Origin of the sequence: Thioclava indica, from assembly GCF_000714545.1 — a bacterium.
Lineage (GTDB): Bacteria > Pseudomonadota > Alphaproteobacteria > Rhodobacterales > Rhodobacteraceae > Thioclava > Thioclava indica.
Window position 1 is genome coordinate 113,473 of the sequence record NZ_AUNB01000073.1, and the last position, 26,730, is coordinate 140,202.

Sequence of the window (26,730 nt, forward strand, 5' to 3'; positions counted from 1 at the left end):
CGCAAGGCTCATCTTTCTTGCGCAATCTGCAGATCGATTGAGAACAGCGAGGTGGGATAATCGCCGCCTTTTTGAAGGTTATTCAGGATCGTCGTCGTTTTGGCGCCGGCCTGATCGGTGATCACCCATTGGCGCAGTTCGACCGGCTTGGCGGTAAACACAAGCTGGATCGAGCCATATTCGGGATGCTCCGGATCTTGCGCCGTTACCAGCGTTTTGGGCCCATCAGAGCTGTAACTTGTCACCATCTTGTTGCGGCTCAGGTCAATATTGCTAGCCAAAATCAGGTTCAATGGCGTCTTTTTCAGCGGGTATTGTTCCGGTGGCTGGTTCGATTTCGGATCAAATATCGCCACCCGGTTGGCCGTGGCCAAGACCAGTGTTTTATCCGAATTATACTGAAACCGCGCCTGACCGGGCCGCTTGAGATACAGCTTTCCAGTGGCAATCGAGCCATCGGAATTGACCTGCGTAAAATCGGCTGACGCGGTTTTTATACCATTGAGGTAGGCCGAAATGGCGTTGAGCGACAGCTTCTCGGCCATAGCCGGAAGCGCGAATGCCAGCGTGAAAACGGCGGCCAAAAGGATGCGTATCTGTTTCATACCGTTGAACTTAAGCTCTCTAGCGCAAAGGAAAAGCCCCGGCGTGATATTGCGCCGGGGCTTTTCGAAAAATTGAGCGATTTCGCGCCACTGAACGCGCAGACCTATCCCTGTTCAGGCACCAAAATTTCACGCTTGCCGACGTGGTTGGCGGCGCTGACAACACTTTGATCTTCCATCTGTTCAACCAGTTTCGCGGCCTTGTTATAGCCGATCCCCAATTTGCGCTGGATATACGAGGTCGAGCATTTGCGATCCTTGATCACGATTGCCACGGCCTGATCGTAAAGCGCATCCTCGCCGCCGGTATTGCCGCCCGTGTTCAGCCCCAGCACCGCGTCGATTTCAGATGCCGTGCCATCATCAGGCCCGTCGACCACGCCCGACATATATTCCGGCGGACCGAAGCTCTTGAGATGATTGACGATTTCCTCAACCTCTTCATCCGACACAAACGGCCCGTGACAGCGCGTGATCTTACCGCCACCCGCCATATACAGCATGTCGCCCATGCCCAGTAGCTGCTCGGCGCCCTGCTCGCCCAGAATGGTGCGCGAGTCGATTTTTGATGTCACTTGGAAAGAGATCCGGGTCGGGAAGTTCGCCTTGATCGTGCCGGTGATGACATCGACCGAGGGGCGCTGCGTCGCCATGATCAGGTGGATCCCCGAGGCCCGCGCCATCTGCGCAAGACGTTGGATGCACGCCTCGATTTCCTTGCCTGCGACCATCATAAGATCGGCCATCTCGTCGACGATTACGACGATATAGGGGAAGGATTCGGGCTGATATTCATCGGTTTCAAAGATCGGCTCGCCGGTTTCCTCATCGAAACCGGTCTGCACGGTGCGCTTGAACATCTCGCCTTTTTCAAGGCTTTCTTTGACGCGCCCGTTATAGCCCTCGATGTTGCGCACGCCCATTTTAGACATTTTGCGATAGCGGTCCTCCATCTCGGAGACCACCCATTTCAGCGCCACAACCGCCTTTTTCGGGTCGGTCACAACCGGGCTGAGCAGATGCGGGATGCCGTCATAAACCGACAGTTCCAGCATCTTCGGGTCGATCATGATCAACCGGCATTCCTCGGGCGACAACCGATACAGTAGCGACAGGATCATCGTGTTGATCGCCACCGATTTACCCGAGCCCGTGGTCCCTGCAATCAGCAGGTGGGGCATCTTGGCAAGGTTGGTGACAATCGGCTCGCCACCGATCGTCTTGCCCAGTGCAAGCGGCAATTTGGTATTCTTGTCTTCGAAGTCGCGCGCGGACAGGATTTCGCGCAGCACGACCTTTTCGCGATGCTCGTTGGGCAGTTCGATCCCGATCACAGAGCGCCCCGGCACTGTCGAAACGCGTGCCGACAGTGCTGACATCGAACGCGCGATATCATCGGCCAGACCGATCACACGGCTCGCCTTGAGACCCGGCGCGGGTTCAAGTTCGTACATCGTGACCACGGGACCGGGGCGCACCGAGACGATCTCGCCCTTCACGCCATAATCATCGAGCACCGATTCCAGCATCCGTGCGTTTTCTTCCAGTGCCTCATCAGACAGTTGGTGGCGCTGAATGGAAGTTGGGTTCGTCAGCAGCGAAAGCGGCGGCATTTCATAAGGCGCACTCGGCTTGGCCTCAAACGCCAGCTTCGGCTGGGCTTCCTCAAGGGCACGACGCGAGGGCGCTGCGGGTTTGCTGATCGGCTGCACGACGCGTTTCGCCTCGGGCTGTTTGATGACCTTGCGATCCAGCCCACGCGCGGCGGCGGGCAGTTCGGGAACCTCGGACTCGTAGGGCTGATGGGCGTCATAAGAATCGCTCATCGGCTCTTCGACCCATTGCGTCTCGCCGGTGGCCACGTCAAAGGCCCCCTCATCGCCAGAGTAGAAGTGATCGGTGCGCAGGTCCATCACGTCGCCATCGTCCTCTTCGGGCGGGGTCCAGTCGGGATGGGTCCAATCGTAGCCTTGCTCAGCGGGCGCTTCGCGCGTCACCGTAACCGAGGGCGCGTGGCCGGGCATGTAGCGCGGCGCGGCGTGCAAGGGCGGTTCGGCCCGCAGCATCGGCTCGGCACGCATTGCAGGTTGCGCTTGGCTCACTTGGGGCTGACGCGGGGCGCGCGCAAGGCGTTTTGCCACAGCTGCCAGAACCGAAGCAGGCGCTTGGGGTTCGGGTTCGATCATTGCTTCGGGCATGTCATGGGCCAGACGAGGTGCAGATTCTACGGCGTAATCTGGCGCGTGGTCCGGCGTCACCACCGCAGCTTTACGGTTTTGCACGGCCTGCGTGATACGCGCACGAATACGGTCGTCGCTGGGGGCTTCTTGCGGCAGGTTTTCCCAATGCGGCTCGCTTTCAAACAGCTCGGGCGCGGGGTCATAGGCTTCATATTCGGGTTCAACGGGGCGGCGAATACGCGACAAAAGCGACGGACGAACGGCCTCGACCTCAGGGGCCCAATGACCCGCGGCCAACGCCTGTTGCTCTTCCCAAGCGGCTAGTTCAGCGGCGCGTTCTGCGGCCAGCGCCTTGCGCTCGCGGGCGCGTTCGGCTGCCAGACGTGCGCCCTGCACCGAGGCAGACGCCCCTTTGCCCAGCACATTCATCACGCCGACATAAACCGCCACCGTGCCCAACCACATGAACCGCACAATCGCGCGCAACTCGGGCTTGGTGAAGCCCAGCACAAACGCAGCCATCGCCAGCATCGCCGCTGCCAGAACCAGCGACAGCACTTTCAGGCCGAAAGCCCCCGATACCGGCACGATCCCGAGCAGCGAGCCTGCGATCATATCGCCAAAATGCCCGCCCAGACCAAAGGCCTGGCCCCATTGCGCGCCCGGCACCAGCAGAGCGGCGTAAACAGCGGCCATCGCCACAGCGATCGGGAAAAAGATCATGCGCGAGAGAGCGCGTTCTTCACCGCGGTGGGTGATCAAGCGCACACCCCAGACCAGCAAAGCTGCGGGCAGAAGCCACGCGCCATGCCCCACAATGACGAATAGCGGAGAGGCAATGCCCGCCCCGATCCGGCCAAGCCAGTTTTGCACCGGCTGATCCGAGGCCGCCATCCAACTGGGGTCTTCGGGAGCGTAGGAAAACAACATCATCGCCGCGAGAACGCCGATCAGAACCAGAACGGCCCCCACCAACTCTTTGCCGCGCCGTTCAAGAACTGCCTGCGTGTCCTGATCGAATAGCGGATCGCGCTGTCGTACCTGATAAGATGCCATAACCTACCGTCCTCAACCGTAAAGGCAGTCGCGTAGCTGAGTAAGCCCGCGCTGCGTTTCTTCTTTTGGGGCGACCAAGGCCACCCGTATGAACCCCTTACCGGGATTTTCTCCATTTACGTCGCGCGCCAGATAGGCGCCCGGCAAGACCCGAATTCCGGTCTCTTGCCATAGTTTCAGCGTGGCCGCCTCGCCATCCTTGACGGGCAGCCACAGGAAAAACCCGCCATCGGGCAGCTTGAACCCGTCCAACCCCGCGAATACCGCGCCTGCGATATCGTATTTCTCGTTATATAGCCGCCGACTTTCGACCACATGCGCCTCATCGGCCCAAGCGCGTTCGGCGACACGCTGCAAAGGCTGGGGTAGCGGCGCACCGGCATAAGCGCGCAAGCGGCGAAGATGCCGGATGCTTTGCGGGCCAGCAGCCAAAAAGCCCGAGCGCAGCCCCGGCAGGTTCGAGCGTTTCGAGAGCGAGTGGAAAATCACCACGCGCTCGGGGTCGATGCCCTGTTCTGCCGCGACTTGGGCGGCCCCTACGGGGGCAGCCTCGCGCCAGATCTCGGAATAGCATTCATCCGCGAAGATGCGGAAATCGTGCTTTTCGGCGAGCGCCAGCAGATCGGCCAGATAGTCGCGCGAGGCCACAGCCCCCTGCGGGTTCGACGGCGAGCACAGATAGGCCACGCTCACACGATCCAGAATTTCAGGCGCAAGTGCCGCATAATCAGGCAGGAATCCAGTTTCGGGGCCTGCGGGCACGAAAACCGGCTCTGCGCCGACCGCAGCCGCCGCCACCGCGTAAACCTGATAAAACGGGTTCGGGATCAGGATCGCGGGCTGTTTGCCGTTCTTCAGCTCGGGCGCCAGCGCCATCGCCGCGTTGAAAAGCCCTTCGCGCGTGCCATTGAGAGCCATGATCCGCTCGGGTCCAATCGCGACATCGTAGCGCTGCTTCAGCCAGCTTGAGATCGCGTCCAACAGCTCGGGCGTGCCGTCATTCGCGGGGTATTTCCCAAACTCTTCAAGGCTTTGCGCGATCACCTCACCGACGAAATCAGGCATAGGATGACGTGGCTCGCCGATGGACATGGCGAGGGTCGCGCCGCCGGGCGCGTGCGAATCAAGCAGCCCCCGCAAACGCGGAAACGCATATTCGGGCAGGTTCGAAAACCGCTCGGGAAAATCCATCATTGCCTCATGGTTCGGAGTCTATGTCGCCCCGTATTGAGACACAGGTTACAAAACCCAAGCGGGCGCGTCCAGAAAAAGACAGCGCTTAAAGTGGCTTGACACACAAGACTGTGACTTTTCAGACGAGCGCTGATTCTGCAGCCACCCCAAGACGCAGCAGGCGGTCCTCGGCCATCGGCGCGCCCATCAACGAAATCCCGCATGACGCCACGCCCGTTGGCAGGCTCAGCGCGCAAAGACCCAGAATGTTGGCAATCCGCGTATTGCGCAGCGCCAGCAGGTTTTCCGTCTCGAAATAGGCCTTATCGGTCAGCAGACGTTGCGCATCGGGGGGCTCAATCGGTGCGGTGGGCACGAGCACGGCGTCATATTCCGCCGTGGCGGCCAAATAGTCCGCGCGATAGCCCGCCAGCGCATGCCAGCCCGCCACATAATCCGAGGCCAGCACATCGCGCCCGCTACGGAAGCGCTCCAAGATCAGCGGATACATCTTGTCGGGCGCGGCCTCGATCAGGTGTTTCCACTCGCCATACGCCTCGGGCGCAAACAGAATGCCCGACAGATCCATCGCAGGCGCGACCATCGACAGACCGCGCCGTTCAATGACAGCGCCCGCCTTGGCGAGGCGATCTACCGCCGTCTCAAATCCCTGCACCGGTTTTTCGCGCGTCCCCTCAAACGGCAGCCCTTCGAGCACCAAAAGGCGCGTGCCTGTCAGCGTTGCGTCGCGCAGATCGGGGGCGTTGCGCCCCTCAAGAAGCGCAAGGATATGGGCGCAATCCTCGACATTGCGCGCCAGCGGACCGACGGAGTCAAAGCTGCGGCAAAGCGGCACGACCCCGCGCGTCGACACCCGGCCATGCGTCGTTTTGAAGCCCACCAGATCGTTCCACGCCGCCGGAATACGCACCGATCCGCCCGTATCCGAGCCAACCGCACCCGCCGCCAGTCCCCGCGCCACCGAGAGCGCCGCCCCAGAGGACGACCCACCCGGCGCAAGCTTTGCGTTATGAATATTGGCTGGCGTGGCGGTCATCGGGTTCACGCCCAAGCCGGAAAAAGCCAGCTCGGTCATATGGGTTTTGCCCAGACAAACCGCCCCACCCAAGCCCGCTTGCGCCAATACCTCGGCATCTGCATCAGGCACCCGACCTGCCAACAAACGAGACCCGGACTCGGTTGCCACACCCGCGCTGTCGAACAAGTCCTTCCAGCTCAGCGCGACGCCGTCCAGCACCCCGCGCCGCTGGCTGGCTTTGGCGCGCTGATGGGCGGCCATTGCTTCATCGCGGGCGCGCTGAGGCGTAAGGCGGATATAAATGTCGTCCCAATGCTGCGCGGCATCCAGATAGGCTTCGGTCTGCTCCACCGGATCAAGCTGCCCCGCCGCAATCGCGCGCCCCTGTTCCACCGCACCTGCCAGCCGCCATTCCATGCCCGTCTCCTTACTTATTTGACGTCACGCTAGCGACACCGGCGCGCATGGACAATCCCGCTCGGCACGCCATAGTAAGCAGCATGAAATATGATTCCGATGTCCTGATCGTTGGCGGCGGGCTGAACGGCCCTGCATTGGCTCTGGCACTGGCCTCGGCAGGCGTCAGCGTCACGCTGGTTGATGCCGCTCCCGCGCGCCAACGCGCCACCGATACGTTTGACGGGCGCGCCTATGCGCTTGCGATTGCGTCGCAGAAATTGCTGGCTACGCTTGGGGTTTGGGGCGCTATTGCCGACACCGCGCAGCCGATGATGGAGGTCAAGGCCAGCGATGGTCACGCCGGCGAAGGGGCCGCGCCGTTTTTCCTGCACTTCGACGCGCGCGAACTGGATCAGGCGCCGGTCGGCTACATGCTTGAAGACCGCTATCTGTATCGCGCCTTTCTGGACGCGATGGAGGCCGATCCCGCGATCACCTTGATCCATGACACGCAAGTCACCAAGCAAACGGTCGAGCCGGGCGCGATCGCCGCGACACTGTCGGACGGGCGCAGCTTGCGCGCCAAGCTGCTGGTCGGGGCCGATGGGCGACGCTCGGGCGTGGCGGAACGTGCGGGCATCACGCGCGAAGGCTGGGGCTATGGTCAGACCGCCCTCGTCGCGGCAATTGAGCATGAGCTGCCTCATAACGGCGTGGCGCATCAGTTCTTCATGCCCTCGGGACCGCTGGCGATTTTGCCGCTCAAAGGCAACCGTTCGTCGATCGTCTGGAGCGAGAAAGACGAAACCGCCCAAGCCATCGCCGCGCTGGATGACGCCGATTTCCTCGCGGTGCTACGCCCGCGTTTCGGGGATTTTCTGGGCGAGATCAAACTCGCCGGGCCGCGCTTTAGCTATCCGCTGAACCTGACGCTCGCCAACGCCTATGCCGCGCCGCGTATCGCACTGGTGGGCGATGCGGCGCATGGCGTGCATCCGATTGCAGGCCAAGGGCTGAACCTCGGGCTGCGGGATGTGGCCGCCTTGGCCGAGGTGCTGGTTGAGGCCGTGCGCCGTGGCGAAGACATTGGCGCGCTGGATGTGTTGGAGCGCTATCAGGGCTGGCGGCGTTTCGATGCCACCACGCTTGCACTGGGGATGGACAGCGTCAACAGGCTGTTTTCCAACAACAATCCGCTGCTTCGTGCGGGTCGTGATCTTGGCATGGGGATCGTGCAGGCTATGCCCGCGCTGCGTCAGGGGTTCATGCGCCAAGCGGCAGGGCTGTCAGGCCCCCTGCCCCGCCTCTTGCAAGGTCGACCGCTCTAATCGTCGCGCTTAATCGTCAAGGCGACGCGCTTCGTCTTCCAGCAGGATCGGAATACCGCCGCGAATGGGAAACGCCAGATGGGCGGGCTTTGAAATCAACTCCTGCGCCTCGGCATCATAGTGCAGAACTGCATGGGTCAGCGGGCAGACCAACGCCTCTAGCATGTGGCGATCAAACAACGGCTTGGCGCGTTCGTTTTGCGCCTCAGCATTTGGCTTATCGGTCGCGTCGCTCATTGCAGTTTCTCCTCACTGCCGCCGTGCAGCGCGTATTCCAGCAGCGTCACTAAGGTTTCCCGCCGCGTCGAAAGACAGGGCGCCTCTAGCATCGCCTGCTTATCTTCAGGCTCTAAAGGCAACAGCATTCCAAGGGAATTGATCAGCAATTCCTCTTCCGCCTCTTGCAAAGACTCCCAGTCGGTGTCCAACCCTTGCGCCACGAAATAGCGCTCGAGCAGATCGAAAAAGGCATCACGATCAAAGCCGCTATCGTGCTCCGCCGGGCCAAGGTCGCGCGCGAAGGGCTTCCAATCAATGTTGGCACACAAATAGGGCGTGAACCCCTCTTTCTCGCTGAGGAACCGAAAGCGCGACACACCCGCAAGCGTGATCATATAACGCCCGTCTTCGGTCTCGGAAAATCCGGTCAGACGCCCCGCACAACCAATCGCGTTGAGGTGGTTCTGCCCCTCCGGCCCCTTGAGCGGCTGGATCATCCCGATCAGCCGCTGTGGCGTTTTCATGCAATCCTCGATCATCTGCAAATAGCGCGGCTCGAAGATATGCAAAGGCAGCCGCGCCCGAGGCAGCAGCAGCGCCCCGGGAAGCGGGAAAAGCGGAAGAGTGTCGGGCAGGTCGCCGTGTTTAATCATTCCCCCGAGATAGGTCATCGGACTGATCAGGCAAATATCATCGACGACAAGCGGCGCCGACCCGACTGCACAACCGGATCATTGGGCTTGAGCGCGTCGAAGATGGTGAACAGCTGCGTCTTGGCCGCGCCGTCATTCCATTCGCGGTCGCGACGGAACAGATCAAGCAATTGATCGACCGCGCCCGCAGCATCCCCCGCCGCATAAAGCGCCTGCGCATAGTCAAAGCGCGCCTGAAGATCATCCGCGTTGGCATCGACCTTGGCCTTGAGATCGTCCAGCGGACCCGCCGATTGCGCCTGTTTTGCCAGATCAAGCTGAGCGCGCGCGGCCTCAATCGGGGCGGCATCCGTCAGCTTGGCAGGCACGCCCGCAAGCGCAGCCCCCGCGCCATCCAGATCCTCCAAGGCGATACGCGCGCGGATCAAACCGCTATGCGCCTCGGCCAGTTCCGGGTCTTCGTCCAGGATTGCCGCGAAGGTTTCTGCGGCGTCCTCTGCCGCGCCCTCGGTCAGCATCGCCTCGGCCGCCTCGACGGCATCCGCAAGACCATTATCCGCGCCGCCGCCAGCCTCAATCACCTTGGCGACGAACGCCTTAATCTCGGATGCTGGCAACGCGCCCTGAAAGCCGTCAATCGGCTGACCTTGCCAGAATGCGTAAACCGTCGGGATAGATTGCACGCGCAACTGACCCGCAATCCCTTGGTTTTCATCGACATTGACCTTGGCCATCACGACCGCGCCTTTTGCGGCCATCACCTCTGCCTCAAGCGCTGGGCCAAGCTGTTTGCACGGGCCACACCACGGCGCCCAGAAATCAACGATGACCGGCACGGTCTGCGATTTCTCGACCACCTCGGCCATGAAATTGGCCTCGGATACGTCCTTGATCAGATCGCCTGCGGGGGCGGATTTTTGCGTGGCACCAAGTTCTAGCATGTCTCTCACCATCGGGTTCGGAGTTTCCGTTTTTATATGGCGCGCGCGGGTGGAAACGCAAACCCCGAATGTCCTGCGTCAGGACGTCGCGAGTGGCGGCAAGGCGCGCCCGGTCACTTCAAGCACCTGTGCAATCTGCCCTTGCGCCTGCTCCGCCCCGCCCAACTGCCCATCAATCGCCAACAGCGCCAAGCCATGCGTGACCGACCACAAATACAGCGCCAATGAGCGCGCCTGATCTGGTGGCACCTGTGCCTCAAGCGCGGTGCGCAACGTCGCAAACGCCTGCGCGCGCATGGCCCGCAACGCGGCACCTGCCTGCGATTTCGCCGCCAGACCATCGGAAAACATCAGCCGATACAGCCCCGGATTGGCCTGCGCAAAACCGATATAGACCATTCCCATTGCATTCACGCCATCCCCCGATCGCGCGTTGTCCAGCGCGGCTGAGAGCTCGCCAAACCCCTGTTCCGCCACCGCCTGCGCGATGGCCTCGAGATTGCGGAAATGATGGTAGGCGGCAGGGGCCGACACCCCGACGCGGCGGGCAATCTCGCGCAGGCTAAGCGCGGGTGGCCCGCCTTCTTCCAGCAATATACGCGCGCTGTCCAACAGTGCTTTGCGCAAATCGCCATGATGATAGGTGTCCTCGTGTTTAGCTGTGCGCGACATCGTGATCGCCCCCTATCTTTACGGCGTTAAAATTGGCGTTAACTTGGCTCATGTCAATCTGACACAAGGCGATAAGATGTCACATATTCCCACATACGTTTATTTTCTGTTCGCAGGTCTGGTGTGGCTGGGCGTCAAACGCCTGCACGCCCGCACGATCCGGGTAGAGCGACTGGCCCTGATGCCCGTCATCTTTGGCGCGTTAGGACTACACGGGTTTTTCGGAATTTTCCCGCAGGCATCGTCATTTGACCTGATACTCGCTGTCATCGGCGGCGCAGTAGGGATTGCGCTGGGCTGGCTGCACGCGGCCCGCTGGAGCGTCAAAATCGACGTCGCCACAAGACAATTAACAACGCCCGGCGACCCGATGCTCTTGGTCCTGATTTTGCTGATCTTCGCCTTTGAATTCACGCTACATTACGGCGCAGCGGCGGGGGCAAGCTGGTTTGCAAGTCCGCTTACGCCACCGCTGGCGGCCGCAATCTGGGCCGCGCTTTTCGGGCTAAGCGCCGGGCGAAATCTGAACCTGGCCACACGCTCTGCCCGCGCCAGTCAAAGATCGAAGCTGGCAAACACCGGCGCATGATCCGAGGGTTGCTCCCAGCCGCGCGCCGCACGCAAGACGCGGCTGGAATGACCCGCCGCCGCGATATCCGAGGTCGCCCAGACGTGATCCAGACGGCGCCCCTTATCGGCTGCATCCCAGTCGCGCGCGCGATAGCTCCACCACGAATAAAGCTGGCCTTCGGGAATATCCTGACGCGTCACATCCACCCAATCGCCCGCCTCCATCGCAGCATTGAGATGTTCGACCTCGATCGGCGTATGCGACACGATCTTGAGCAGCTGCTTATGGTTCCAGACGTCATCCTCACGCGGGGCAATATTCAGATCCCCCACAAGGATCGCCTTTTTCACACCCTCGGTCCGAAAATGATCGCGCATCTGCGTCAGATAATCGAGCTTTTGGCCGAATTTCTCATTCACCTCCCGGTCAGGCACATCGCCCCCGGCTGGCACGTAGAAATTATGGATCGTGACGCCATTTTCCAATTGCCCCGCAATATGGCGCGCGTGGCCGAGATCGGCAAAATCGTGCGCCCCGACCTCGGTGATCGGCAGCTTGGACAGGATCGCCACGCCGTTATAGCCCTTTTGGCCGCGCGCAACCATGTGGGTGTAACCCAAGGCGCGGAACTGCTCTGTCGGAATTTTCTCAACCGGGCTTTTGCATTCTTGCAGGCACAACACATCGGGCGCTTCTTCGCTAAGCAGCTTGCACACAAGCCCCTCACGCAGCCGCACCGAGTTGATATTCCAAGTCGCCAATGTGAACGCCATCACCATCTCCCGTTGCGAAATCCGCGCGATCATGTCGAAGCGCGCACGCCTGCGCAACCGCCCCGGCTTTATTTTCAGATCATGAAGCGCGCCAGCGAGAGCTTAGCCTCTTTTCGCGGCCAAGCCTTTGCCCTATGCCATAGGCCATGTACCAGAACTCTGACGATATCCATCCCCTCTTTCACAGCGCGCCTCAGTCGACGGAATTTCGCAAGCTGCGCAAGCGGATTGTTCGCCAAGTCCGCGAGGCCGTCGATCAATATGGCATGGTCCAAGGGCGCAATGCGCGCTGGCTTGTCTGCCTGTCTGGCGGCAAGGACAGCTACACCTTGCTGGCGGTTCTGTATGAACTGAAATGGCGCGGCCTTCTTCCGGTCGATCTGTTGGCTTGCAACCTCGATCAGGGGCAGCCGGGCTTTCCGGCGACCGTCCTGCCCGAGTTTCTCGAACGCATGCAGGTGCCTCACCGGATTGAGTATCAGGACACCTATTCCATCGTCATGGACAAGGTGCCGCAGGGGCGGACATTTTGTGCACTGTGCTCGCGTCTGCGTCGCGGAAATCTGTACCGTGTCGCGCGTGAAGAGGGCTGCACTGCCGTGGTGCTTGGTCATCACCGCGACGACATATTAGAGACGTTCTTCATGAACCTCTTTCACGGCGGGCGGCTTGCAACGATGCCGCCCAAGCTTGTGAACGAAGAGGGTGATTTGTTCGTGCTCCGCCCGCTTGCCCATGTCGCCGAACAAGATTGCGAGCGATTTGCGCGGGCGATGAACTATCCGATCATTCCGTGCGATCTTTGCGGAAGCCAGGACGGGCTGCAACGCCAGCAGGTCAAACAGATCCTCGATGGTTGGGAGAAGAACAGCCCCGGACGTCGTCAAGTGATGTTTCGCGCGCTGATGAACGCGCGCCCGTCGCATTTGCTAGACCCCAAACTCTGGGATTTTGCTGGGCTTGCGCTGAACGGCGAGGGTCACGCCGAGGGTAATGCCGCGTCAGAACCGCCCAAGCTTCGGATTGATGACGCGTTAGCGGATAGTTGACGCGTTAAATAACACGAAGAATAGCTATTTCACGCCGCATCTGAGACCACACCGGACTGCCTGCGCCCTCAGGCGTCAGGGTGGTCTTTGTGGGCATGATCGCAACGATGCTCTGCGTCAAACTCGGGATCGGCACCGGGCACCGGGTCATAGCCATGTCCGCCCCACGGGTGGCAGCTTAAGATGCGCTTTGCCCCCAGATAGCTGCCTTTGATCGCGCCGTGGCGTTCAAGCGCCTCAAGCGTATAGGCCGAGCAGGTTGGTTGGTAGCGACACCCGTGACCGACCCAAGGGCTTAGCAGCAGGCGATAGGCGCGCACAGGCAGCGCAAGGATATGGGCAAGCGGAGTCATGTTTTCGCTTTGGTCTTTTTGCCTTTGCCGCGTGGGCGGTAGGGCAGGATCTCCAGATCATGGATCACCGCCAACGCGGCCTCAAGATCCGCGCTCAAATCCGCAAAATTGCGCGTGGCCGTGGCGTCGGGGCGACCGACAAGAACATAGTCCCACCCCGGACGGCCCGCAGCGGGAATCACAGCCCGGGCAATATCGCGCAGACGCCGCTTGGCACGGTTGCGCGCCACGGCATTGCCGAGCTTTTTGGAACAGGTGAAACCGACGCGGATCAGTTGCGCAGGCGCGGGCTCTGCCGTGCCGCGTGCGCGCGCTTGCAGCAAAAACCCCGGCATGCCTTTGCGCTGAGCGCTGGCCGCGCGCAGGTAATCGGGACGCTGACGCAGGGTTGCGACAGGGCGGGCTGGGTCATCTGATCGGATCGCGGCCATGGGCAGTGCCCTCATGGACAAAACAGGAAACGTCACGCATCGCAAAAAACAGAAACCGCCGGGGCGCAACCCGCAAACCAACCCAAAGGGTAAGTCACGAGCGCCTCCGGCGGCGTCATCAAGTCAGTTGCAGAGTCGTCAGGCCTTAGGCCGAGAGACTCTTGCGGCCCTTGGCGCGACGGGCGTTGAGAACCTTACGTCCGGCCTTGGTCGCCATACGGGAACGAAACCCATGACGGCGGGCGCGAACGAGATTCGACGGCTGGAACGTGCGTTTCATCGTAGTCACTCCGGTTGCGGCCCCTGAACGTCAAGATTCGAGGCCTGCTATCATTCGAAGCCCGGTCTCTAGCGACCCAATCCGCTCGAGTCAATTCGGACGATGCGGATTTTTGTGCCTTTTTATGGTAGTGACGGAAAAACGTGACCGATCATGGGGTTTTGCCCTTTTGGGCCGCCGCCTATCTTAACCCCAAATCGCTTACAGTTGCGCCGAGGGTCGCGTCGGGCGTAAAGAGGCAGAAACAGGCAGTTCGGTGACGGGCTGTGGCAAATGATAGGCGGATGGCAGTGAACACTCTTTCGGGGCGGTTTCTGATCCTGACGACGGTTTTCGTCGTCCTGGCCGAAGCGCTGATCCTGTTGCCCGGTCTTGCCAATTTCCGTGAGGATTATCTCCTCACACGGCTTGAGCGCGCGCAGATCGCCTCGCTTGCACTGCTGACCACCGACACGACAATCGAACCCAAGCTTGAAAAAGAGCTACTTGCGAATGCCGGGGTGTTCAACGTGGTGTTGCGCCGCAATGCGGTGCGCCAACTGGTGCTGTCCTCGCCAATTCCCTCGCCCGTGACGGAAACCTACGACCTGCGCGATTCGACGGAATGGACGCGGATTCGCGATGCGGTGCATTCGCTGTTTGATTTCGACAATAAGGTCGTGCGCGTGCTGGGTGAACCGGTGCAGCAGGGCGGTATCGTGATCGAGGTCACACTCGCCACTGAACCGATGCGCATCGCGATGGTGGAATACGGACTGCGGCTGTTGTCGATTTCGGCGGTGTTCTCGGTGATTACGGCGGTGCTGCTGTTCTTTCTGGTCCGCCGCTTGATGGTGGTGCCGATCAAACGGCTGGTGGCGCATATGGCGTCTTATGCCGAGGCCCCCGAGGATACGCGCCGCATCATCACGCCCGAAGCCAGTGTCGAGGAGCTGCGCGTCGCCGAAGAGGCTTTGGCGTCGATGCAAAAGCAGCTTACCGCAGCGCTGCGCCAGAAAGAGCGTCTTGCTCAGTTGGGTCAGGCGGTGGCCAAGATCAGCCACGATTTGCGCAACATCCTGACCACGGCGCAGCTTTTCGCGGATCGTATGGAAAGTTCGGATGACCCCGGCGTGCAGCGCGCCGCGCCCAAGCTGATGGGCTCTATCGGGCGCGCGATCAACCTGTGCGAATCGACGCTTGCCTTTGGCAAGGCCGAGGAACCGCCGCCCTCGCTGTCGCGCTTTATGCTGGCCGAACTGGCCCAAGAGGTGCTGGAAAACGAAGATCATCCGGGCGAGACAACCGTCGTGGAATTTGTCACCGATGTACCGCCCAATCTGGTGATCCGCGCAGATCGCGAGCAGCTGTATCGTGTGCTCAACAATCTGGTGCGCAACGCCCGTCAGGCCATCGAGGCGACCAACAAGCCGGGCACGATTGAGATCGGTGCAGGCGAGAGTGCCGAGGGCTGGTGGATCCGCGTGCAAGATAGCGGTCCCGGCCTTCCTGCGCGCGCCCGCGACCACCTGTTCCAGCCCTTCACCGGAGGCGCACGCAGCGGCGGCACGGGGCTGGGTCTGGCAATCGCAGCCGAACTGATCCGCGGGCATGGCGGCCGTCTTGATCTGGTGCGCACCGATGAAACCGGCACCGAGTTCCGCCTGTTCCTGCCCTCAAGCGAGGGGCTCTACTGCGCGACGGACAAGCGTACGAGCGCAGAACTCTAAGCCTGCAAGACTCTGAGCGGCTTTCTCGGATAAATTCAGAAATCGGGCGCGTTTTGCCCTTGCAATGGTCCGCCACGGGGGCTAAATCGCCCCCCACGGACCCGTAGCTCAGCTGGATAGAGCACTTGACTACGAATCAAGGGGTCGGGCGTTCGAATCGCTCCGGGTCCACCATTTCCCTCTTGTAAGACGTCACATGACTTTGACCTTTGCGTCATAAACTGACCTGATCCCGTATCCTTGCCGCTTGTGGGCCTGTTGCGTTGATCTGACTTCCGTTTCCGAAAATCAGGGCTGATTTGAAGGTCAGACGGCGAAGCCGCCTGTTCCTGCAAATCTGCCACGTGGCGAACGCGGGTGGGGGCGAGGCAATGCAATTCGACAGGGTTGGTGCGGCCCACAGGCGCAGCCGAGGCCCCGGCCCGGTCTAATTGGGTTGCCCGAGGGGGAGGGCCGCGCCCTCACCCTATTTTTTTATCGGGTGTGGTCGGCTCATCCCTGCTGGTGGCAGGTCTGGGAGCGATGCTATCCTTGTTAAAGTTGCACCGGCATTTGGCGGCCCTGAGTCCAGAGTGACTGATGCTGAGTTGGCTGCCACAGAAGGAGTGCCTAAGTCCTTTTCCTGAATATGCTGTTTGGAGCTGGCATTGCTGAAATCTCGGGAAGACGCTTTCAACCTGCTCGAACGATTAGGTGCACCGCAAAGATTGTTCAAACATCTTCAATTAGTCGGCGAAGTCGGTGGTGAAATCATCTCAAAGCTTGATGACCTTGGGGTTCAGTACGATAAACGCTGCGTTCAAGTCGGCATTGCGGTACATGATGCGGGAATAATCGTTCATCCGAACGAGCTTGAAGGAGGTGGTAACCTGCATGAAGCAGCAGGCGAAAAGTTACTTCTTGAATAAGGAGTTTGCGCCCAAATTGCTCGGTGCTGTCGCAGCCACGCATAATACGCCAGCATGGGTGCTTCGTTCGAAGAGCTATTAATCGCGCTTGCTGACACATTGTGGAAAGGCTCACGAGAAGCCGACCTGGAACTGCAAATTATCGATGGCGTTGCGGCCCGGCTGCAGGCTGATCGATGGGACTTGTTTGAAGCTCTCGATGGCCTTTTCGAAGAGATTGCCGCTGAAGGAGATGAACGGCTATCTCGGAGTACTTGAGTTGCATTAGGCCACGTGCAGAAAAATGGTGTCGCGTGCTCACAAGACGCGACAAGGACGGCCCAAAGCCGTCATCCGTGGTTGCCATCGCCGCTGCGATGCAGCTTCCCCAAAGCGGACTTTGATATTCAGCGCAGCGTTCCGCTGGCGTCAATAACAGCACTGCGGACAAAGCCACAATTCGCTGCAAGCGCTCTAATGCCGGGTGTCTGCGCATTGTGAGGATGGCAATCTTTCGGGGTGGGAAGCAAGTGAACCTACGCTGCGGTTGCTACCCTTGAAGAGAGGGTTCTGAAAAGCTGACATCCAGATCACAGAAGCTCAGCATGCCGCGCGGAGATATTTCAAAGGGGCGACCGCTTCATCGGTTCTGCGCAGATGCTCTACTATTGAAATTGACTCAGCAATCGTGCGAACGGGACTATGAAGCGGTCAGCCTCGCGGCAGAGTTCCGCATCACCATCGCCCCGGGAGGCGCGGAAGCTATCCACACAGGTCATTCGCCGCGAGTAGACGCTCCTGTCTCACAGATTAGTGAATGAGAAAATAGCGCGCCACCCATAGACGACCGGTCTATTCAATCCTATCTAGCAGTTCATGGAAAAGCAAAACGACACCCGCTCGCAAATATTGACCACAGGACGCCGCCTGACAGCCAAGCAGGGCTATACGGGTGTCGGCCTGAGCACACTTTTGAAAGAGGCCGGCATTCCGAAGGGCTCTTTCTACCATTATTTTGCCTCGAAAGAGGCTTATGGCTGTGCGCTGTTGAGCGAGTTTATGACAGAGTATAGCCTTCGCCTGAATGCGTCGCTCACGCATCCCGACATGGATGCGCGGTCTCGGTTCCTGACCTATTTCGAAGGGTGGCGCGAGAAACAACTCAGCCCGAACCTTGAGGATCGGTGTCTGGTCGTCAAACTGTCGGCGGAGGTTGCTGACCTATCGGAAAACATGAGCAGCATCTTGCAAAAAGGTGTGTCCGACATCATTGCGCATCTGGCGCAGACTCTTGAACAGGGGGAAGATGAAGGCACAATTGCCTCACTCAAAGATCCCCGAGCCTTGGCGGAAATGATCTATCATATGTGGCTTGGGGCCAGCCTCGTTGCGAGCATCTCACACAGTGATGGCGCACTTAATTCTGCAATGGATGCGACAAGGGCGCTTGTTCCAGCACCGTAACTCTCAAAAATTTTGCCACCGCGAAAGACGACCGGTCTATTCGTAAAGGAAAATCATGAAAATTTTCTACAAAACCACCGCAACCGCAAGCGGAGGGCGCTCCGGCACCGCCACCCTGAACGACGGAAGCCTTTCGGTCCAGATGGTCCGCTCGGATAGTGGCGAGCCGGGGGTGAACCCTGAACAGCTGTTCGCGCTTGGCTATGCTGCCTGTTTCGACAGCGCAATGGAATTGATGGCCAAGCAGCTCAAACTTGATGCCACAGGGGCAAAAACCACGATCGACGTCGGCATTGGTCAACGCGCCGAGGGTGGTTACGCGCTTGATCTGGACATCACCATTCGTTTGCCGGGCATGGCGGCCGATGACGCAAAGCGCCTTGTCGAAGCTGCGCATCAAGTTTGCCCGTACTCCAACGCCACACGCAACAACATCGACGTGCGCCTGCACACTGAAACTGAAGAGGTCTGAAACAATGAAGAATTTCGATTTTCACAATCCAACACATATCCTGTTTGGGAAAGGGCGCATCGCGGACCTGAAGGATCAGGTTCCTGCTGATGCAAATGTTCTTATCATCTACGGCGGCGGCAGCGCTGAACGCACCGGCGTTCTTGCACAGGTGCGCGAGGCGCTTGCGGGTCGCACGTTGGTCGAATTCGGTGGGATCGAGCCGAACCCGCGTTTTGACACCGCACTCAAGGCGGTTGAGGTTATCGAAAAAGAAGACATCACGTTTCTTCTTGCTGTCGGCGGCGGATCGGTCATTGACGCCACCAAATTCATCGCGGCAGCTGCTCTTTATGACGGCGATGCATGGGACATTCTGACATCGCACGGGTCGGTCGTGAAAGACGCTGTGCCATTCGGCACCGTGCTGACACTGCCCGCGACCGGATCAGAAATGAACTTTGGATCCGTGATCACCAATTCTGAAAAGGGCGCCAAGCTCCCCTTCATGAGCGCGCATTGCTATCCCGTCTTTTCGGTGCTCGACCCCGAGGTCACCTACTCGCTGCCGCCGCGCCAGATCGCCAATGGTGTTGCGGATGCCTTTGTTCATATCATCGAACAGTATCTGACATATCCGTCTGCTGCACGCGTTCAGGACGGTTTTGCCGAAACGCTGCTGCGCACCCTGATCGAACTGGGGCCGAAAGCCCTTGAGACGCCAAACGACTACGATGTCCGTGCCAACCTGATGTGGACGGCAACACTGGCGCTGAACGGTCTGATCGGGGCGGGTGTGCCGCAAGACTGGTCGAGCCATATGATCGGCCATGAGATTACCGCGCTGAACGATACCGATCACGCCCGCACGCTGGCCGTGGTGCTGCCCGCGCTGATGAATGACCAGCGCGTCCCGAAACGCGAGAAGCTGCTGCAATACGGCGCCAATGTCTGGGATATCCGCGAAGGCGATGAAGATGCGCGGATCGATGCGACCATCAAGGCGACGCGCGACTTCTTTGAATCGATGGGCATCAAAACCCGCCTTGGCGATTACAACGTCGCCAGCGCCGATATCGACCACATCGTTGCAGCGCTCAAAGAGCACGGCATGACCGCCCTTGGCGAGCACAGCGCCATCACCCCCGAGGATGCCCGCCGCATTCTTGAAGCCGCCGAGTAAGAGGTTTTGAACATGACACAGACCGAAACAGTAAACCGCCAGCTTGTGCTGGCGGAGCGCCCCAAAGGCGCGCCGACCAAGGACACACTCCGTCTGGTCAAGGGCGAGGTGCCCTCTGCGGGCGCCAATCAGATGCTTTTGCGCACGGAGTTTCTGTCGCTGGACCCCTACATGCGCGGACGTATGAGCGACGCACCCTCTTACGCGGCTCCGGTGGAAATTGACGGGGTCATGCCGGGCGGAACAGTGGCACAGGTCGTGACCTCGAACGTCGACGGGTTCACGCCGGGCGATTATGTGCTCAGCTTCAATGGCTGGCAGGATTATGCTGTTAGCGATGGTGCCGGCGTCACCAATCTGGGCAAAGCCCCTTCGCATCCGTCCTGGGCGCTGGGGATCATGGGTATGCCCGGCTTTACCGCTTGGGCCGGCCTCACACAGATCGGCGCGCCAAAGCCCGGCGAAACCATCGCCGTGGCGGCTGCAACCGGCCCGGTCGGGGCCACCGTGGGCCAGATCGGCAAGATCCTTGGCTGCCGTGTGGTCGGCATCGCAGGCGGACCCGATAAATGCGCCTACGCAGTCAACGAGTTGGGCTTTGACGCCTGTATCGACCACAAGGCAGATGACTTTGCCGAACAGCTTGCCAAGGCCAGCCCCGATGGCATCGACGTCTATTTCGAAAATGTCGGCGGCAAGGTTCTTGACGCGATCATCCCGCTGTTGAACCCCAACGCACGGGTGCCGGTCTGCGGATTGATCTCGCAGTATAACGCTACCACCCTGCCCGACGGGCCGGACCGGATGAACTGGCTTATGGGACAGATCCTGCGCAAGAAGATCAAGGTGCAAGGCTTCATCATTTTTGACGATTTCGGGCATCTCTACGGGGACTTCGCGAAGGAAATGGGGCCGTGGGTTGAGAGCGGCAAAATCAAATACCGCGAAGAGATCATCGACGGGCTGGAAAATGCGCCCGAAGCCTTCATCGGGCTGTTGAACGGCGAAAACTTTGGCAAGCGCGTCATCCGCGTTGGCCGCAACTGAAAGGCAAGACCATGAAAATTCTAATGGTACTCACATCCCATGACGCGCTTGGGGACACGGGCAAAAAAACCGGCTTCTGGCTGGAAGAATTTGCGGCCCCCTACTACGTCTTCAAAGATGCAGGCGCCGATATCACATTGGCCTCGCCCAAAGGCGGCCAACCGCCGGTTGATCCCTCCAGCGACAACCCCGATGCACAGACCGATGACACCCGCCGCTTCAAGGACGACAGCGACGCGCAAAAGCATCTCGCGAACACGCTAAGACTCTCGGACGTGACCGAAGACGGGTTTGACGCGATCTTCTATCCGGGCGGTCATGGCCCCTTGTGGGATCTCGCCGAAGACGCGGACAGCAAACGCCTGATCGAGGCCTTCGCCGCCGCCGACATGCCTGTTGGGGCGGTCTGCCACGCACCCGCCGTGTTCCGCCACACCCAAGGGACGGACGGCAAACCGCTGGTTTCCGGCCGCCGCGTGACGGGCTTTACCAACACTGAAGAAGAGGCCGTGCAACTCACCGACGTTGTGCCTTTCATGGTTGAAGACATGCTAAAGGCAAATGGTGGCAAGTATGAAAAAGGGGCAGACTGGAGCAGCTTCGTCCTGCGTGATGGCAAACTTGTCACCGGCCAAAACCCCGCCTCATCCGCCGCCGCCGCGCAAGAGATCCTCGCGCTGCTGAAATAGGGACTTGGCCCTGTGCAAAAGGCGATAGCCTGATCCGCTGCCCTTGAACTGGGCGCGACAGTCGGGTGCTTCAGATCAGGGCGGATTCACTCGGGAACCCGCCCTGAGAGTCTGTGAGATTTACCACCGCTCTTAAAAGAAGTGGATATAGAAAGCCTCAAGCTGCTATTCTACTTTTCGACGGCTCACGGCCCACTTCGGCTGTTCATCGGATGGTCAAGCGCCGCAATGCAGCTTCTTCGAACTGGTCGTTCGTGCGCCGCGCAGCATTTTCGTTCCGCGAAGAGCGGCAGGGCGGAAAGGGGACGAAAACGGACATTCGACTTGCCCGTCCGGTCATTCCTAAAGCTGCCATCTGTATATAGCGCAGCATTTGCCTTTTTGAAGCAGCTCTATTAGGAGCCGAGCCTTTCAGCAAGGTAGGTCCAGACGCCTGATTGTCGGAACGCTGGTTTCCCTATTCGACCGAGATCGAGTGTCTGTCTTTACCTTCAGCTCAGTGATCGCCTCCGCCCGTTACCCTGTTTCCTAGCGAGTTTTGTTCACTTCGGCAAAGGACGACCATATCACGTAGCCGAAAAATCGACGTGGACAGAGGACAATTTAAGAAGGCGGCTCGAGAGCCGCCTTTATTCGTTCCTTCTGAAAGCCATTTAGGCGTCAGTAGACTCCGTATGTGGTCTCATCAATCCGGTCATAGATTTCCGAGCGTGCGAGCTGCGCAAGTGCATCGACATCGGTGGTATCCACATTGGCAAGCAGCCCGTCCCATTTGTCTACGATCGCCTTGAAAGAGGTCAGAATCGCTTCCGGGTCTTCGATCCCGCGTTCTTTCGCGGTAGCGATCAGAGTAGCTTCATCGGCTACCACAAATTCTGCCAGCGCGTTTTTCAGAGACTCATCCGGATCGACGACGGTCATTCCGTTTTCTTGGGCCGATGTGACCGCTTTCGCGACGTCTTTGTCAAATTCGATGCGGTGCTGTGCCAGATAGTAGGCCATCTCGTTAAACAGAACGCGGCGGTTTTCCGGCGAGATCGACTGCCAGAAGGCGACATTATATCCCCATTCGAAACCAGCGTAATAGTTGCCAATCGCCAAGGTGTTCATGTCGGTGACGACATCTTTAAGGCTGAAGCTGTCCAAAGCATCAGCGGCCGCCACTGCACAATCCAGAGACCCTGCGTCCAGTCCGGTATACATCTCGCTTGAAGGCATCGATACCGGAACAGCACCGACATATTCTGCGAAGCGTGACCATGCGCCACCGGCCATGCGCAAGCGTTTGCCCTTGATGTCTTCCAGCGTGCGAATCGGCGTGTTGCACTGCATGAAATATTGCGAGGTCGAATAACCACCACCATAGATCACGCCATTGGCCTTCCATTCGGCCAACTGGGCGGGGTTGGTCAGCCCGAATTCCGTCGACGCAAAGGCCATGACCAGCGGATCTGTATTGTAGAAGGCCATGTTACCGATAAGGTTATCGATTGGCAGTTCGGACGGCGTGTAGGTTCCAGCGTGGTAAGTGACTTGAGCAACGCCATCGCGAACTCCCTGAAGGGAAGACGCTGGCGGCAGCAGGGAGCCTGCAGAGAAAACAGTGAAGTTGATCTCGCCGTTCGTCTCTTCTGCAACCTTTTTCGCAAATTCAACATAGGGTCCGCGCACCATTGAATGGCGCTCGGCAAAGAAGTGGTTTGCATTGTAGTTGTCCGCAGTCGCTGTGGTCGTCATCATCGCCAGCGCGATTGCCGTGGATCTCATTATCGACGTCATGTTCACAAGTTTCCTCCCTTTGGAACGTTTAGTAGCCATTTGCATCACCCTGCCATCAAAGCGGGCAAGAAGAGACTGAGCGCTGGAAATGCGATCAGCAGGATGAGCGTCAGTAGGTCCATCGCAATGAACCAGGTCGTGCCCGAAATGATGTCTCCCAATTTGACCCTTCCGGACAGCGCACTGTGCAAGACATAGAGGTTGAGGCCCACGGGCGGTGTCACCAGGCCTATCTCGAGCAGCTTGATGGCGATGATGCCGAACCAGATCAGGTTGATATCAGCGGCTTCCAAAACCGGCAGCAAAATAGGCAGTGTCAGCAGCATTAGGCCAATGGAATCGATCACCATGCCAAGAATGACGAACAGCGCTGCAACCATAAGTATGATCACGATTTTATTGTCCGAAACCGACAGCATCGCATCCGTCAGCGAGCGTGGCACGCCCGACAACCCCATGAAGCGGGTAAACATGATCGCCCCGATCGAGAGAAAGAAGATCGACGACGTGGCCACGACAGTTTGCCGAATTGCAGAGCGCATCGCGTCCCAAGTCAGGCTGCGGCGCAATATTGCGATCAGGATGGCAAGGGTTGCCCCCATTCCGCCCGCCTCGGTCGGCGTAAAGAAGCCGCCAAATATCCCCCCCAAAACGCCCATGATTAAGACAGGGAAGGGCCAAACCGACCACAGCAGATTGAAGAAGCGACGTGTATCGAACACCTCGGCGCTACGTGGCGCGAGATCGGGCTTCAAGGCGCAGCGAACAGTGATCATTCCCATGTAGATCAAGGCGGAAATCACACCAGGAACGACACCTGCGATGAAGAGCTGGCCGATCGACTGTTCGGTGAAGATGCCATAGAGCACCATCAGGATCGAAGGCGGGATCAAAGAGCCTAGCGTCCCTGATGCGGCAACGACGCCTGTCGCCAGCGAGGGATGATATTTGGCACGTAACATTTCGGGAACAGCGATGCGCGACATCGCGGCGGTTGTCGCAATACTCGAACCGGAGGCCGCTGCGAACAGACCGCACGCCCCCACGCTGGCCGAGGCCAAACCGCCGGGCACGCGTGCCAGCAGCAGCTTCAACAGATCAAAGGCTCCTGTGGTCAGCCCGGTATTCGCGGCAATGAACCCCATCAGCAGAAACATCGGGATCGCTGTAAGGGACCAATCGCCGATGAAGCTAAACGGCAGCGCGCTGACGATACCAAATGCCGCTGTCATATTCAGCATGGCAGAGATCCCGACGAACGAGACGATCATCAGAGCGATGCCGATGGACATGCGCAGAGCGAGAAGTCCGAAAAGGCTACCAACGCCGATCCAACCGATAGCCAACATACTCATGCTGCGGAATCCGTTTCATGTAATTTCGTGACAGGTTTGCCTTGCAACAGCATGACGGCGCGCAACACCGCAGCGACAGCCGCTAAACCAAAGCCAAGCGGAAGCATGCAGCGTGCGGGCCAAACAATGATTTCTCGGCTACCCATGACAACTTCGCCGACCTTGAAGGCCCGGACCGCGTCCAGACCAGTGCGCCATGTCATCACCGACAAGATGCCAGCGGTTGCAATGAAGGTGATCAGCAAACTGGTGCGTTTCAGCCATGCAGGAAAATGGTTAAACAGAAGATCCACGCTGATCTGTTCGTCGTCATATTCGACCAATGCCATCGGCAGCATGACGATCGCGACCATGTAATAGTACGACGAGATCTCCACTGTGCCCTGTATCGGCGCATTCCAGAACACTTTCAGAACTACATCCAGCGTTATATTGATCATCATCACGATAATACCCAACCCACCCACAAGCATCAGCCCATGGGTCAGTTTGCGAAATGCACGATCCATAAATCCTCCTTGCACCAGTCACTCTCCCACGATCATGTGCGCATTAGCACAGCATTCAGCACCGACATGCCCTATTCAAATAGCAAAGCTTGATCGGGTGATCGCAGTTCGTTATCGGTCCAGCCGACAAGAAGGAGATTTCCATGGGGCCAACACGCATCGGCATCCGCCATCTGCGTTACACGATCGCAGTCGCCGATGCAGGTGGCTTCCGCGCCGCTGCCGACGCCTTGAACATTGCGCAACCGGCTGTCAGCAAGACGGTTCAGGATACTGAAACCGATCTTGGTTTTCCGATTTTCCTACGTAGCGCAGGGATGTTTGAAATCACCGATGCCGGGCGCGTTTTCCTTGACGATGCGCGCCTAACACTCGCCGCATTCGAGAGGACAATTCGCGCGTCTCGTCAGAATGCTATCGGAGCACGAGGGCATATTATCGTGGGATATTCCGCCTTGGCGTCGTCGTCCCAGATCTCAGCCGGGCTAGACATTTTTCACAAGCGTCACCCGGGATGCCAAGTCGAGATGCATGTGATGTCGACGGATACCATGATGCGCAATCTGAAAACGGGCGAGATCGACATCGGCTTTCTTCTATCACACGGTAGTGTGCATGATCTCGAGGTTGCCCAAAAACCGATATGGTCGACTCAGATTGGAGTCGTTGTGCCTCGTGCCATCGACACAGTGTCACTCGACATGCTGCGCGACAGCGCTTTTGTCATGGGTGTTAGGGAAAACTGGCGTTCGTATCGTACTTTGCTCGATGTCGCTTTTAGTCAAGCAGGTCTTTCCCCGTCGATCATAGATGAAGCGTGGGACGTTCAGGTGATCTTCCAACGGGTCGCAGATGGGCGCGGTTTGACCTTCTATCCGATCAGTGCTGCAGACAGCCTTCCCGCCGCGCTCAAAATTCTGCCTGTGCCGGACTGGAGCCCGGAACTGACAATCGCAATGGCATGGAGTAAAGTTGTTGACACCAAACTGCTTCAGGCCTTTCGTGAGAGCTTCCCGACATAGAACAGGGCGGCTGGTGATCCAATTTTGCGATCACCCGATCACACAAGCCTATTTGAGCGTAGCCGCGTTCATGGCGTCTTATGTCGGTGTTAAAGCCAGATGCCAGTGTGAGACTCTATGGATTATGATGCCGATCCCAATCCTTTTTATCTGAAGGGGTCCCGCACGGGCGTGCTACTGCTTCATGGTTTCACCAGCACGCCGCAAAGCATCGCCTACGTAGGGCGTGCAATCCATGATGCCACAGGTGCTACCCTCAGTGTGCCACTGCTTGCCGGCCATGGCGAAACACCAGAAGCATTGGAACAGACGGGATACAAGGATTGGCTCGCCTCTGCGGAAGCTGCGCTTGAAATGTTACTTGGCGATTGCGACAGGATCATTGTCGCGGGCCTGTCTCTTGGCGGGACGATTGCTCTCAATCTGGCAATTCGCTTTGCGGATCAGGTGGATCAAGTCATTACCATAAACGGCTCAACGGGACTTTATCGGCCGGAACAAGTTGCTGGCCTATTCTGCGATAAGAGCAACAGATTTCAACGGGGGATTGGGTCCGATATTTGCCATCCCGACCGGCATGAAATTTGTTATGACAAGATCCCTTATGCGACGATGCGCGAACGGTTTGTCCTGACCTGCGCGACAGGCGCGATGTTACCCAATCTCAAACAGCCGATACTGATCTTCCAGTCCCGCACTGACCATGTCGTCGCGCCCGAGAACGGGCTGCGCATCATGCGTGATGTTGGTTCCTCGGATGTCACCTTGTATTGGCTTGAGAATTCGTTTCACGTCGCGACCCTGGATTATGATCGCGATCTCATCGTTCAGAAAACCAGTGAATTTATCGGGGCCCTAACGCGCGAGATTTAAGGGCAGTTCTTAAGTGTTTGATCCCACGGTTTGATGGTGC

28 protein-coding genes and 1 tRNA gene are annotated in these 26,730 nt (G+C 58.8%); 14 read left to right on the plus strand and 15 right to left on the minus strand.

Going from position 1 to position 26,730, the window contains the following annotated elements; all coding sequences use genetic code 11:
• Positions 1-8: 8 nt before the first annotated feature.
• The 4 genes from DT23_RS16635 to DT23_RS16650 all read right to left on the minus strand — a co-directional run bounded on the left by DT23_RS16635 (position 9) and on the right by DT23_RS16650 (position 6,470).
• Positions 9-605, minus strand: a complete 597-nt coding sequence (locus DT23_RS16635; RefSeq protein ID WP_038133065.1) for a LolA family protein — start codon at positions 603-605, stop codon at positions 9-11.
• 104 nt (positions 606-709) lie between these two features.
• Positions 710-3,841, minus strand: a complete 3,132-nt coding sequence (locus tag DT23_RS16640; RefSeq protein WP_038133068.1) for a DNA translocase FtsK — start codon at positions 3,839-3,841, stop codon at positions 710-712.
• A 12-nt stretch (positions 3,842-3,853) separates the two neighbouring features.
• Entirely contained in the window at positions 3,854-5,032 is a 1,179-nt protein-coding gene (locus DT23_RS16645; RefSeq protein ID WP_038133070.1) for an aminotransferase class I/II-fold pyridoxal phosphate-dependent enzyme, read from the minus strand.
• Between the two features lie 121 nt (positions 5,033-5,153).
• A complete protein-coding gene (locus DT23_RS16650) occupies positions 5,154-6,470 on the minus strand; it encodes an amidase (protein ID WP_038133072.1) in 1,317 nt (438 codons plus the stop codon).
• A gap of 47 nt (positions 6,471-6,517) precedes the next feature.
• Here DT23_RS16650 and DT23_RS16655 point away from each other — a divergent pair, with 47 nt between their 5' ends.
• A complete protein-coding gene (locus DT23_RS16655; protein ID WP_081847270.1) occupies positions 6,518-7,780 on the plus strand; it encodes an FAD-dependent monooxygenase in 1,263 nt (420 codons plus the stop codon).
• A 9-nt stretch (positions 7,781-7,789) separates the two neighbouring features.
• On the opposite strand, the gene DT23_RS16660 is transcribed toward DT23_RS16655, so the two are convergent.
• From DT23_RS16660 to DT23_RS16675, 4 genes are all read right to left on the minus strand, one after another.
• The gene (locus tag DT23_RS16660; RefSeq protein WP_240473652.1) at positions 7,790-7,945 is read right to left on the minus strand and encodes a Trm112 family protein; all 156 of its coding nucleotides are present in this window, start codon (positions 7,943-7,945) and stop codon (positions 7,790-7,792) included.
• Between the two features lie 68 nt (positions 7,946-8,013).
• Positions 8,014-8,652, minus strand: coding sequence for an LON peptidase substrate-binding domain-containing protein (locus DT23_RS16665; protein WP_038133138.1), 639 nt, complete (start codon positions 8,650-8,652; stop codon positions 8,014-8,016).
• Positions 8,653-8,678: 26 nt separating this feature from the next.
• Entirely contained in the window at positions 8,679-9,593 is a 915-nt protein-coding gene (locus DT23_RS16670) for a thioredoxin family protein (RefSeq protein WP_038133077.1), read from the minus strand.
• A 78-nt stretch (positions 9,594-9,671) separates the two neighbouring features.
• The gene (locus tag DT23_RS16675; protein ID WP_038133078.1) at positions 9,672-10,265 is read right to left on the minus strand and encodes a TetR/AcrR family transcriptional regulator; all 594 of its coding nucleotides are present in this window, start codon (positions 10,263-10,265) and stop codon (positions 9,672-9,674) included.
• 76 nt (positions 10,266-10,341) lie between these two features.
• On the opposite strand from DT23_RS16675, the gene DT23_RS16680 reads away from it, so the two are divergent.
• Positions 10,342-10,854 carry a DUF6622 family protein gene (locus tag DT23_RS16680; protein ID WP_038133140.1) on the plus strand — a complete coding sequence of 171 codons (513 nt, stop codon included), beginning with the start codon at positions 10,342-10,344 and terminating at the stop codon, positions 10,852-10,854.
• Here DT23_RS16680 and DT23_RS16685 read toward each other — a convergent pair.
• Entirely contained in the window at positions 10,821-11,609 is a 789-nt protein-coding gene (locus DT23_RS16685; RefSeq protein WP_038133142.1) for an exodeoxyribonuclease III, read from the minus strand. The genes DT23_RS16680 and DT23_RS16685 overlap by 34 nt on opposite strands.
• Before the next feature lie 146 nt (positions 11,610-11,755).
• Here DT23_RS16685 and ttcA point away from each other — a divergent pair, with 146 nt between their 5' ends.
• Positions 11,756-12,658 (plus strand): tRNA 2-thiocytidine(32) synthetase TtcA, encoded by a 903-nt coding sequence (gene ttcA / locus DT23_RS16690; protein WP_038133080.1) that lies wholly within the window; start codon positions 11,756-11,758, stop codon positions 12,656-12,658.
• A gap of 68 nt (positions 12,659-12,726) precedes the next feature.
• On the opposite strand, the gene yidD is transcribed toward ttcA, so the two are convergent.
• From yidD to rpmH, 3 genes are all read right to left on the minus strand, one after another.
• Positions 12,727-13,011, minus strand: a complete 285-nt coding sequence (gene yidD, locus DT23_RS16695; RefSeq protein WP_051697383.1) for a membrane protein insertion efficiency factor YidD — start codon at positions 13,009-13,011, stop codon at positions 12,727-12,729.
• Positions 13,008-13,442: a ribonuclease P protein component gene (gene rnpA, locus DT23_RS16700; RefSeq protein ID WP_240473650.1), complete on the minus strand. Its 435-nt coding sequence runs from the start codon at positions 13,440-13,442 to the stop codon at positions 13,008-13,010. Before rnpA ends, yidD begins: the two co-directional genes overlap by 4 nt.
• Before the next feature lie 145 nt (positions 13,443-13,587).
• Positions 13,588-13,722 carry a 50S ribosomal protein L34 gene (gene rpmH, locus DT23_RS19225; protein ID WP_074854838.1) on the minus strand — a complete coding sequence of 45 codons (135 nt, stop codon included), beginning with the start codon at positions 13,720-13,722 and terminating at the stop codon, positions 13,588-13,590.
• Positions 13,723-14,006: 284 nt separating this feature from the next.
• Here rpmH and DT23_RS16705 point away from each other — a divergent pair, with 284 nt between their 5' ends.
• The 9 genes from DT23_RS16705 (at position 14,007) to DT23_RS16740 (ending at position 21,152) form a co-directional block, all read left to right on the plus strand.
• Positions 14,007-15,431 carry a sensor histidine kinase gene (locus DT23_RS16705; RefSeq protein ID WP_051697384.1) on the plus strand — a complete coding sequence of 475 codons (1,425 nt, stop codon included), beginning with the start codon at positions 14,007-14,009 and terminating at the stop codon, positions 15,429-15,431.
• Positions 15,432-15,528: 97 nt separating this feature from the next.
• A tRNA-Arg gene (locus tag DT23_RS16710) sits at positions 15,529-15,605 on the plus strand.
• Positions 15,606-16,078: 473 nt separating this feature from the next.
• The gene (locus DT23_RS19630) at positions 16,079-16,339 is read left to right on the plus strand and encodes a hypothetical protein (protein WP_156023991.1); all 261 of its coding nucleotides are present in this window, start codon (positions 16,079-16,081) and stop codon (positions 16,337-16,339) included.
• 54 nt (positions 16,340-16,393) lie between these two features.
• On the plus strand, positions 16,394-16,597 hold the full coding sequence (locus DT23_RS18755) for a hypothetical protein (RefSeq protein ID WP_051697385.1): 204 nt from the start codon (positions 16,394-16,396) through the stop codon (positions 16,595-16,597).
• A gap of 597 nt (positions 16,598-17,194) precedes the next feature.
• On the plus strand, positions 17,195-17,782 hold the full coding sequence (locus DT23_RS16720; RefSeq protein ID WP_038133081.1) for a TetR/AcrR family transcriptional regulator: 588 nt from the start codon (positions 17,195-17,197) through the stop codon (positions 17,780-17,782).
• Positions 17,783-17,837: 55 nt separating this feature from the next.
• Complete coding sequence (locus DT23_RS16725) at positions 17,838-18,254, plus strand: organic hydroperoxide resistance protein (protein ID WP_038133083.1); 417 nt, start codon at positions 17,838-17,840, stop codon at positions 18,252-18,254.
• Positions 18,255-18,258: 4 nt separating this feature from the next.
• Positions 18,259-19,416, plus strand: a complete 1,158-nt coding sequence (locus tag DT23_RS16730; protein ID WP_038133084.1) for an iron-containing alcohol dehydrogenase — start codon at positions 18,259-18,261, stop codon at positions 19,414-19,416.
• A 12-nt stretch (positions 19,417-19,428) separates the two neighbouring features.
• Positions 19,429-20,463 (plus strand): NADP-dependent oxidoreductase, encoded by a 1,035-nt coding sequence (locus DT23_RS16735; RefSeq protein WP_038133085.1) that lies wholly within the window; start codon positions 19,429-19,431, stop codon positions 20,461-20,463.
• An 11-nt stretch (positions 20,464-20,474) separates the two neighbouring features.
• Positions 20,475-21,152 carry a type 1 glutamine amidotransferase domain-containing protein gene (locus DT23_RS16740; RefSeq protein ID WP_038133087.1) on the plus strand — a complete coding sequence of 226 codons (678 nt, stop codon included), beginning with the start codon at positions 20,475-20,477 and terminating at the stop codon, positions 21,150-21,152.
• Between the two features lie 660 nt (positions 21,153-21,812).
• On the opposite strand, the gene DT23_RS16745 is transcribed toward DT23_RS16740, so the two are convergent.
• Genes DT23_RS16745 through DT23_RS16755 form a run of 3 tightly spaced genes read right to left on the minus strand, consistent with a single transcriptional unit; the run spans position 21,813 to position 24,795 of the window.
• Entirely contained in the window at positions 21,813-22,970 is a 1,158-nt protein-coding gene (locus DT23_RS16745; RefSeq protein WP_162177269.1) for a C4-dicarboxylate TRAP transporter substrate-binding protein, read from the minus strand.
• 5 nt (positions 22,971-22,975) lie between these two features.
• Complete coding sequence (locus DT23_RS16750) at positions 22,976-24,286, minus strand: TRAP transporter large permease (protein ID WP_038133089.1); 1,311 nt, start codon at positions 24,284-24,286, stop codon at positions 22,976-22,978.
• Positions 24,283-24,795, minus strand: coding sequence for a TRAP transporter small permease subunit (locus DT23_RS16755; protein WP_038133090.1), 513 nt, complete (start codon positions 24,793-24,795; stop codon positions 24,283-24,285). The genes DT23_RS16750 and DT23_RS16755 overlap by 4 nt, the downstream gene beginning before the upstream one ends.
• Before the next feature lie 143 nt (positions 24,796-24,938).
• Here DT23_RS16755 and DT23_RS16760 point away from each other — a divergent pair, with 143 nt between their 5' ends.
• Together DT23_RS16760 and DT23_RS16765 are read left to right on the plus strand one after the other, a co-directional pair.
• Positions 24,939-25,817: a LysR family transcriptional regulator gene (locus DT23_RS16760; protein WP_038133091.1), complete on the plus strand. Its 879-nt coding sequence runs from the start codon at positions 24,939-24,941 to the stop codon at positions 25,815-25,817.
• Positions 25,818-25,934: 117 nt separating this feature from the next.
• Positions 25,935-26,690 carry an alpha/beta hydrolase gene (locus DT23_RS16765; RefSeq protein WP_038133094.1) on the plus strand — a complete coding sequence of 252 codons (756 nt, stop codon included), beginning with the start codon at positions 25,935-25,937 and terminating at the stop codon, positions 26,688-26,690.
• Positions 26,691-26,730 lie beyond the last annotated feature (40 nt).

What these genes read in the sequence shown, in the direction of transcription:
- DT23_RS16635 (WP_038133065.1), bottom strand. Translation starts at nt 605, where the DNA reads ATGAAACAGATACGCATCCTTTTGGCCGCCGTTTTCACGCTGGCATTC.
- DT23_RS16640 (WP_038133068.1), bottom strand. Translation starts at nt 3,841, where the DNA reads ATGGCATCTTATCAGGTACGACAGCGCGATCCGCTATTCGATCAGGAC.
- DT23_RS16645 (WP_038133070.1), bottom strand. Translation starts at nt 5,032, where the DNA reads ATGGATTTTCCCGAGCGGTTTTCGAACCTGCCCGAATATGCGTTTCCG.
- DT23_RS16650 (WP_038133072.1), bottom strand. Translation starts at nt 6,470, where the DNA reads ATGGAATGGCGGCTGGCAGGTGCGGTGGAACAGGGGCGCGCGATTGCG.
- DT23_RS16655 (WP_081847270.1), top strand. Translation starts at nt 6,518, where the DNA reads ATGGACAATCCCGCTCGGCACGCCATAGTAAGCAGCATGAAATATGAT.
- DT23_RS16660 (WP_240473652.1), bottom strand. Translation starts at nt 7,945, where the DNA reads ATGCTAGAGGCGTTGGTCTGCCCGCTGACCCATGCAGTTCTGCACTAT.
- DT23_RS16665 (WP_038133138.1), bottom strand. Translation starts at nt 8,652, where the DNA reads ATGATTAAACACGGCGACCTGCCCGACACTCTTCCGCTTTTCCCGCTT.
- DT23_RS16670 (WP_038133077.1), bottom strand. Translation starts at nt 9,593, where the DNA reads ATGCTAGAACTTGGTGCCACGCAAAAATCCGCCCCCGCAGGCGATCTG.
- DT23_RS16675 (WP_038133078.1), bottom strand. Translation starts at nt 10,265, where the DNA reads ATGTCGCGCACAGCTAAACACGAGGACACCTATCATCATGGCGATTTG.
- DT23_RS16680 (WP_038133140.1), top strand. Translation starts at nt 10,342, where the DNA reads ATGTCACATATTCCCACATACGTTTATTTTCTGTTCGCAGGTCTGGTG.
- DT23_RS16685 (WP_038133142.1), bottom strand. Translation starts at nt 11,609, where the DNA reads ATGGCGTTCACATTGGCGACTTGGAATATCAACTCGGTGCGGCTGCGT.
- ttcA (WP_038133080.1), top strand. Translation starts at nt 11,756, where the DNA reads ATGTACCAGAACTCTGACGATATCCATCCCCTCTTTCACAGCGCGCCT.
- yidD (WP_051697383.1), bottom strand. Translation starts at nt 13,011, where the DNA reads ATGACTCCGCTTGCCCATATCCTTGCGCTGCCTGTGCGCGCCTATCGC.
- rnpA (WP_240473650.1), bottom strand. Translation starts at nt 13,442, where the DNA reads ATGGCCGCGATCCGATCAGATGACCCAGCCCGCCCTGTCGCAACCCTG.
- rpmH (WP_074854838.1), bottom strand. Translation starts at nt 13,722, where the DNA reads ATGAAACGCACGTTCCAGCCGTCGAATCTCGTTCGCGCCCGCCGTCAT.
- DT23_RS16705 (WP_051697384.1), top strand. Translation starts at nt 14,007, where the DNA reads ATGGCAGTGAACACTCTTTCGGGGCGGTTTCTGATCCTGACGACGGTT.
- DT23_RS18755 (WP_051697385.1), top strand. Translation starts at nt 16,394, where the DNA reads ATGGGTGCTTCGTTCGAAGAGCTATTAATCGCGCTTGCTGACACATTG.
- DT23_RS16720 (WP_038133081.1), top strand. Translation starts at nt 17,195, where the DNA reads ATGGAAAAGCAAAACGACACCCGCTCGCAAATATTGACCACAGGACGC.
- DT23_RS16725 (WP_038133083.1), top strand. Translation starts at nt 17,838, where the DNA reads ATGAAAATTTTCTACAAAACCACCGCAACCGCAAGCGGAGGGCGCTCC.
- DT23_RS16730 (WP_038133084.1), top strand. Translation starts at nt 18,259, where the DNA reads ATGAAGAATTTCGATTTTCACAATCCAACACATATCCTGTTTGGGAAA.
- DT23_RS16735 (WP_038133085.1), top strand. Translation starts at nt 19,429, where the DNA reads ATGACACAGACCGAAACAGTAAACCGCCAGCTTGTGCTGGCGGAGCGC.
- DT23_RS16740 (WP_038133087.1), top strand. Translation starts at nt 20,475, where the DNA reads ATGAAAATTCTAATGGTACTCACATCCCATGACGCGCTTGGGGACACG.
- DT23_RS16745 (WP_162177269.1), bottom strand. Translation starts at nt 22,970, where the DNA reads ATGGCTACTAAACGTTCCAAAGGGAGGAAACTTGTGAACATGACGTCG.
- DT23_RS16750 (WP_038133089.1), bottom strand. Translation starts at nt 24,286, where the DNA reads ATGAGTATGTTGGCTATCGGTTGGATCGGCGTTGGTAGCCTTTTCGGA.
- DT23_RS16755 (WP_038133090.1), bottom strand. Translation starts at nt 24,795, where the DNA reads ATGGATCGTGCATTTCGCAAACTGACCCATGGGCTGATGCTTGTGGGT.
- DT23_RS16760 (WP_038133091.1), top strand. Translation starts at nt 24,939, where the DNA reads ATGGGGCCAACACGCATCGGCATCCGCCATCTGCGTTACACGATCGCA.
- DT23_RS16765 (WP_038133094.1), top strand. Translation starts at nt 25,935, where the DNA reads ATGGATTATGATGCCGATCCCAATCCTTTTTATCTGAAGGGGTCCCGC.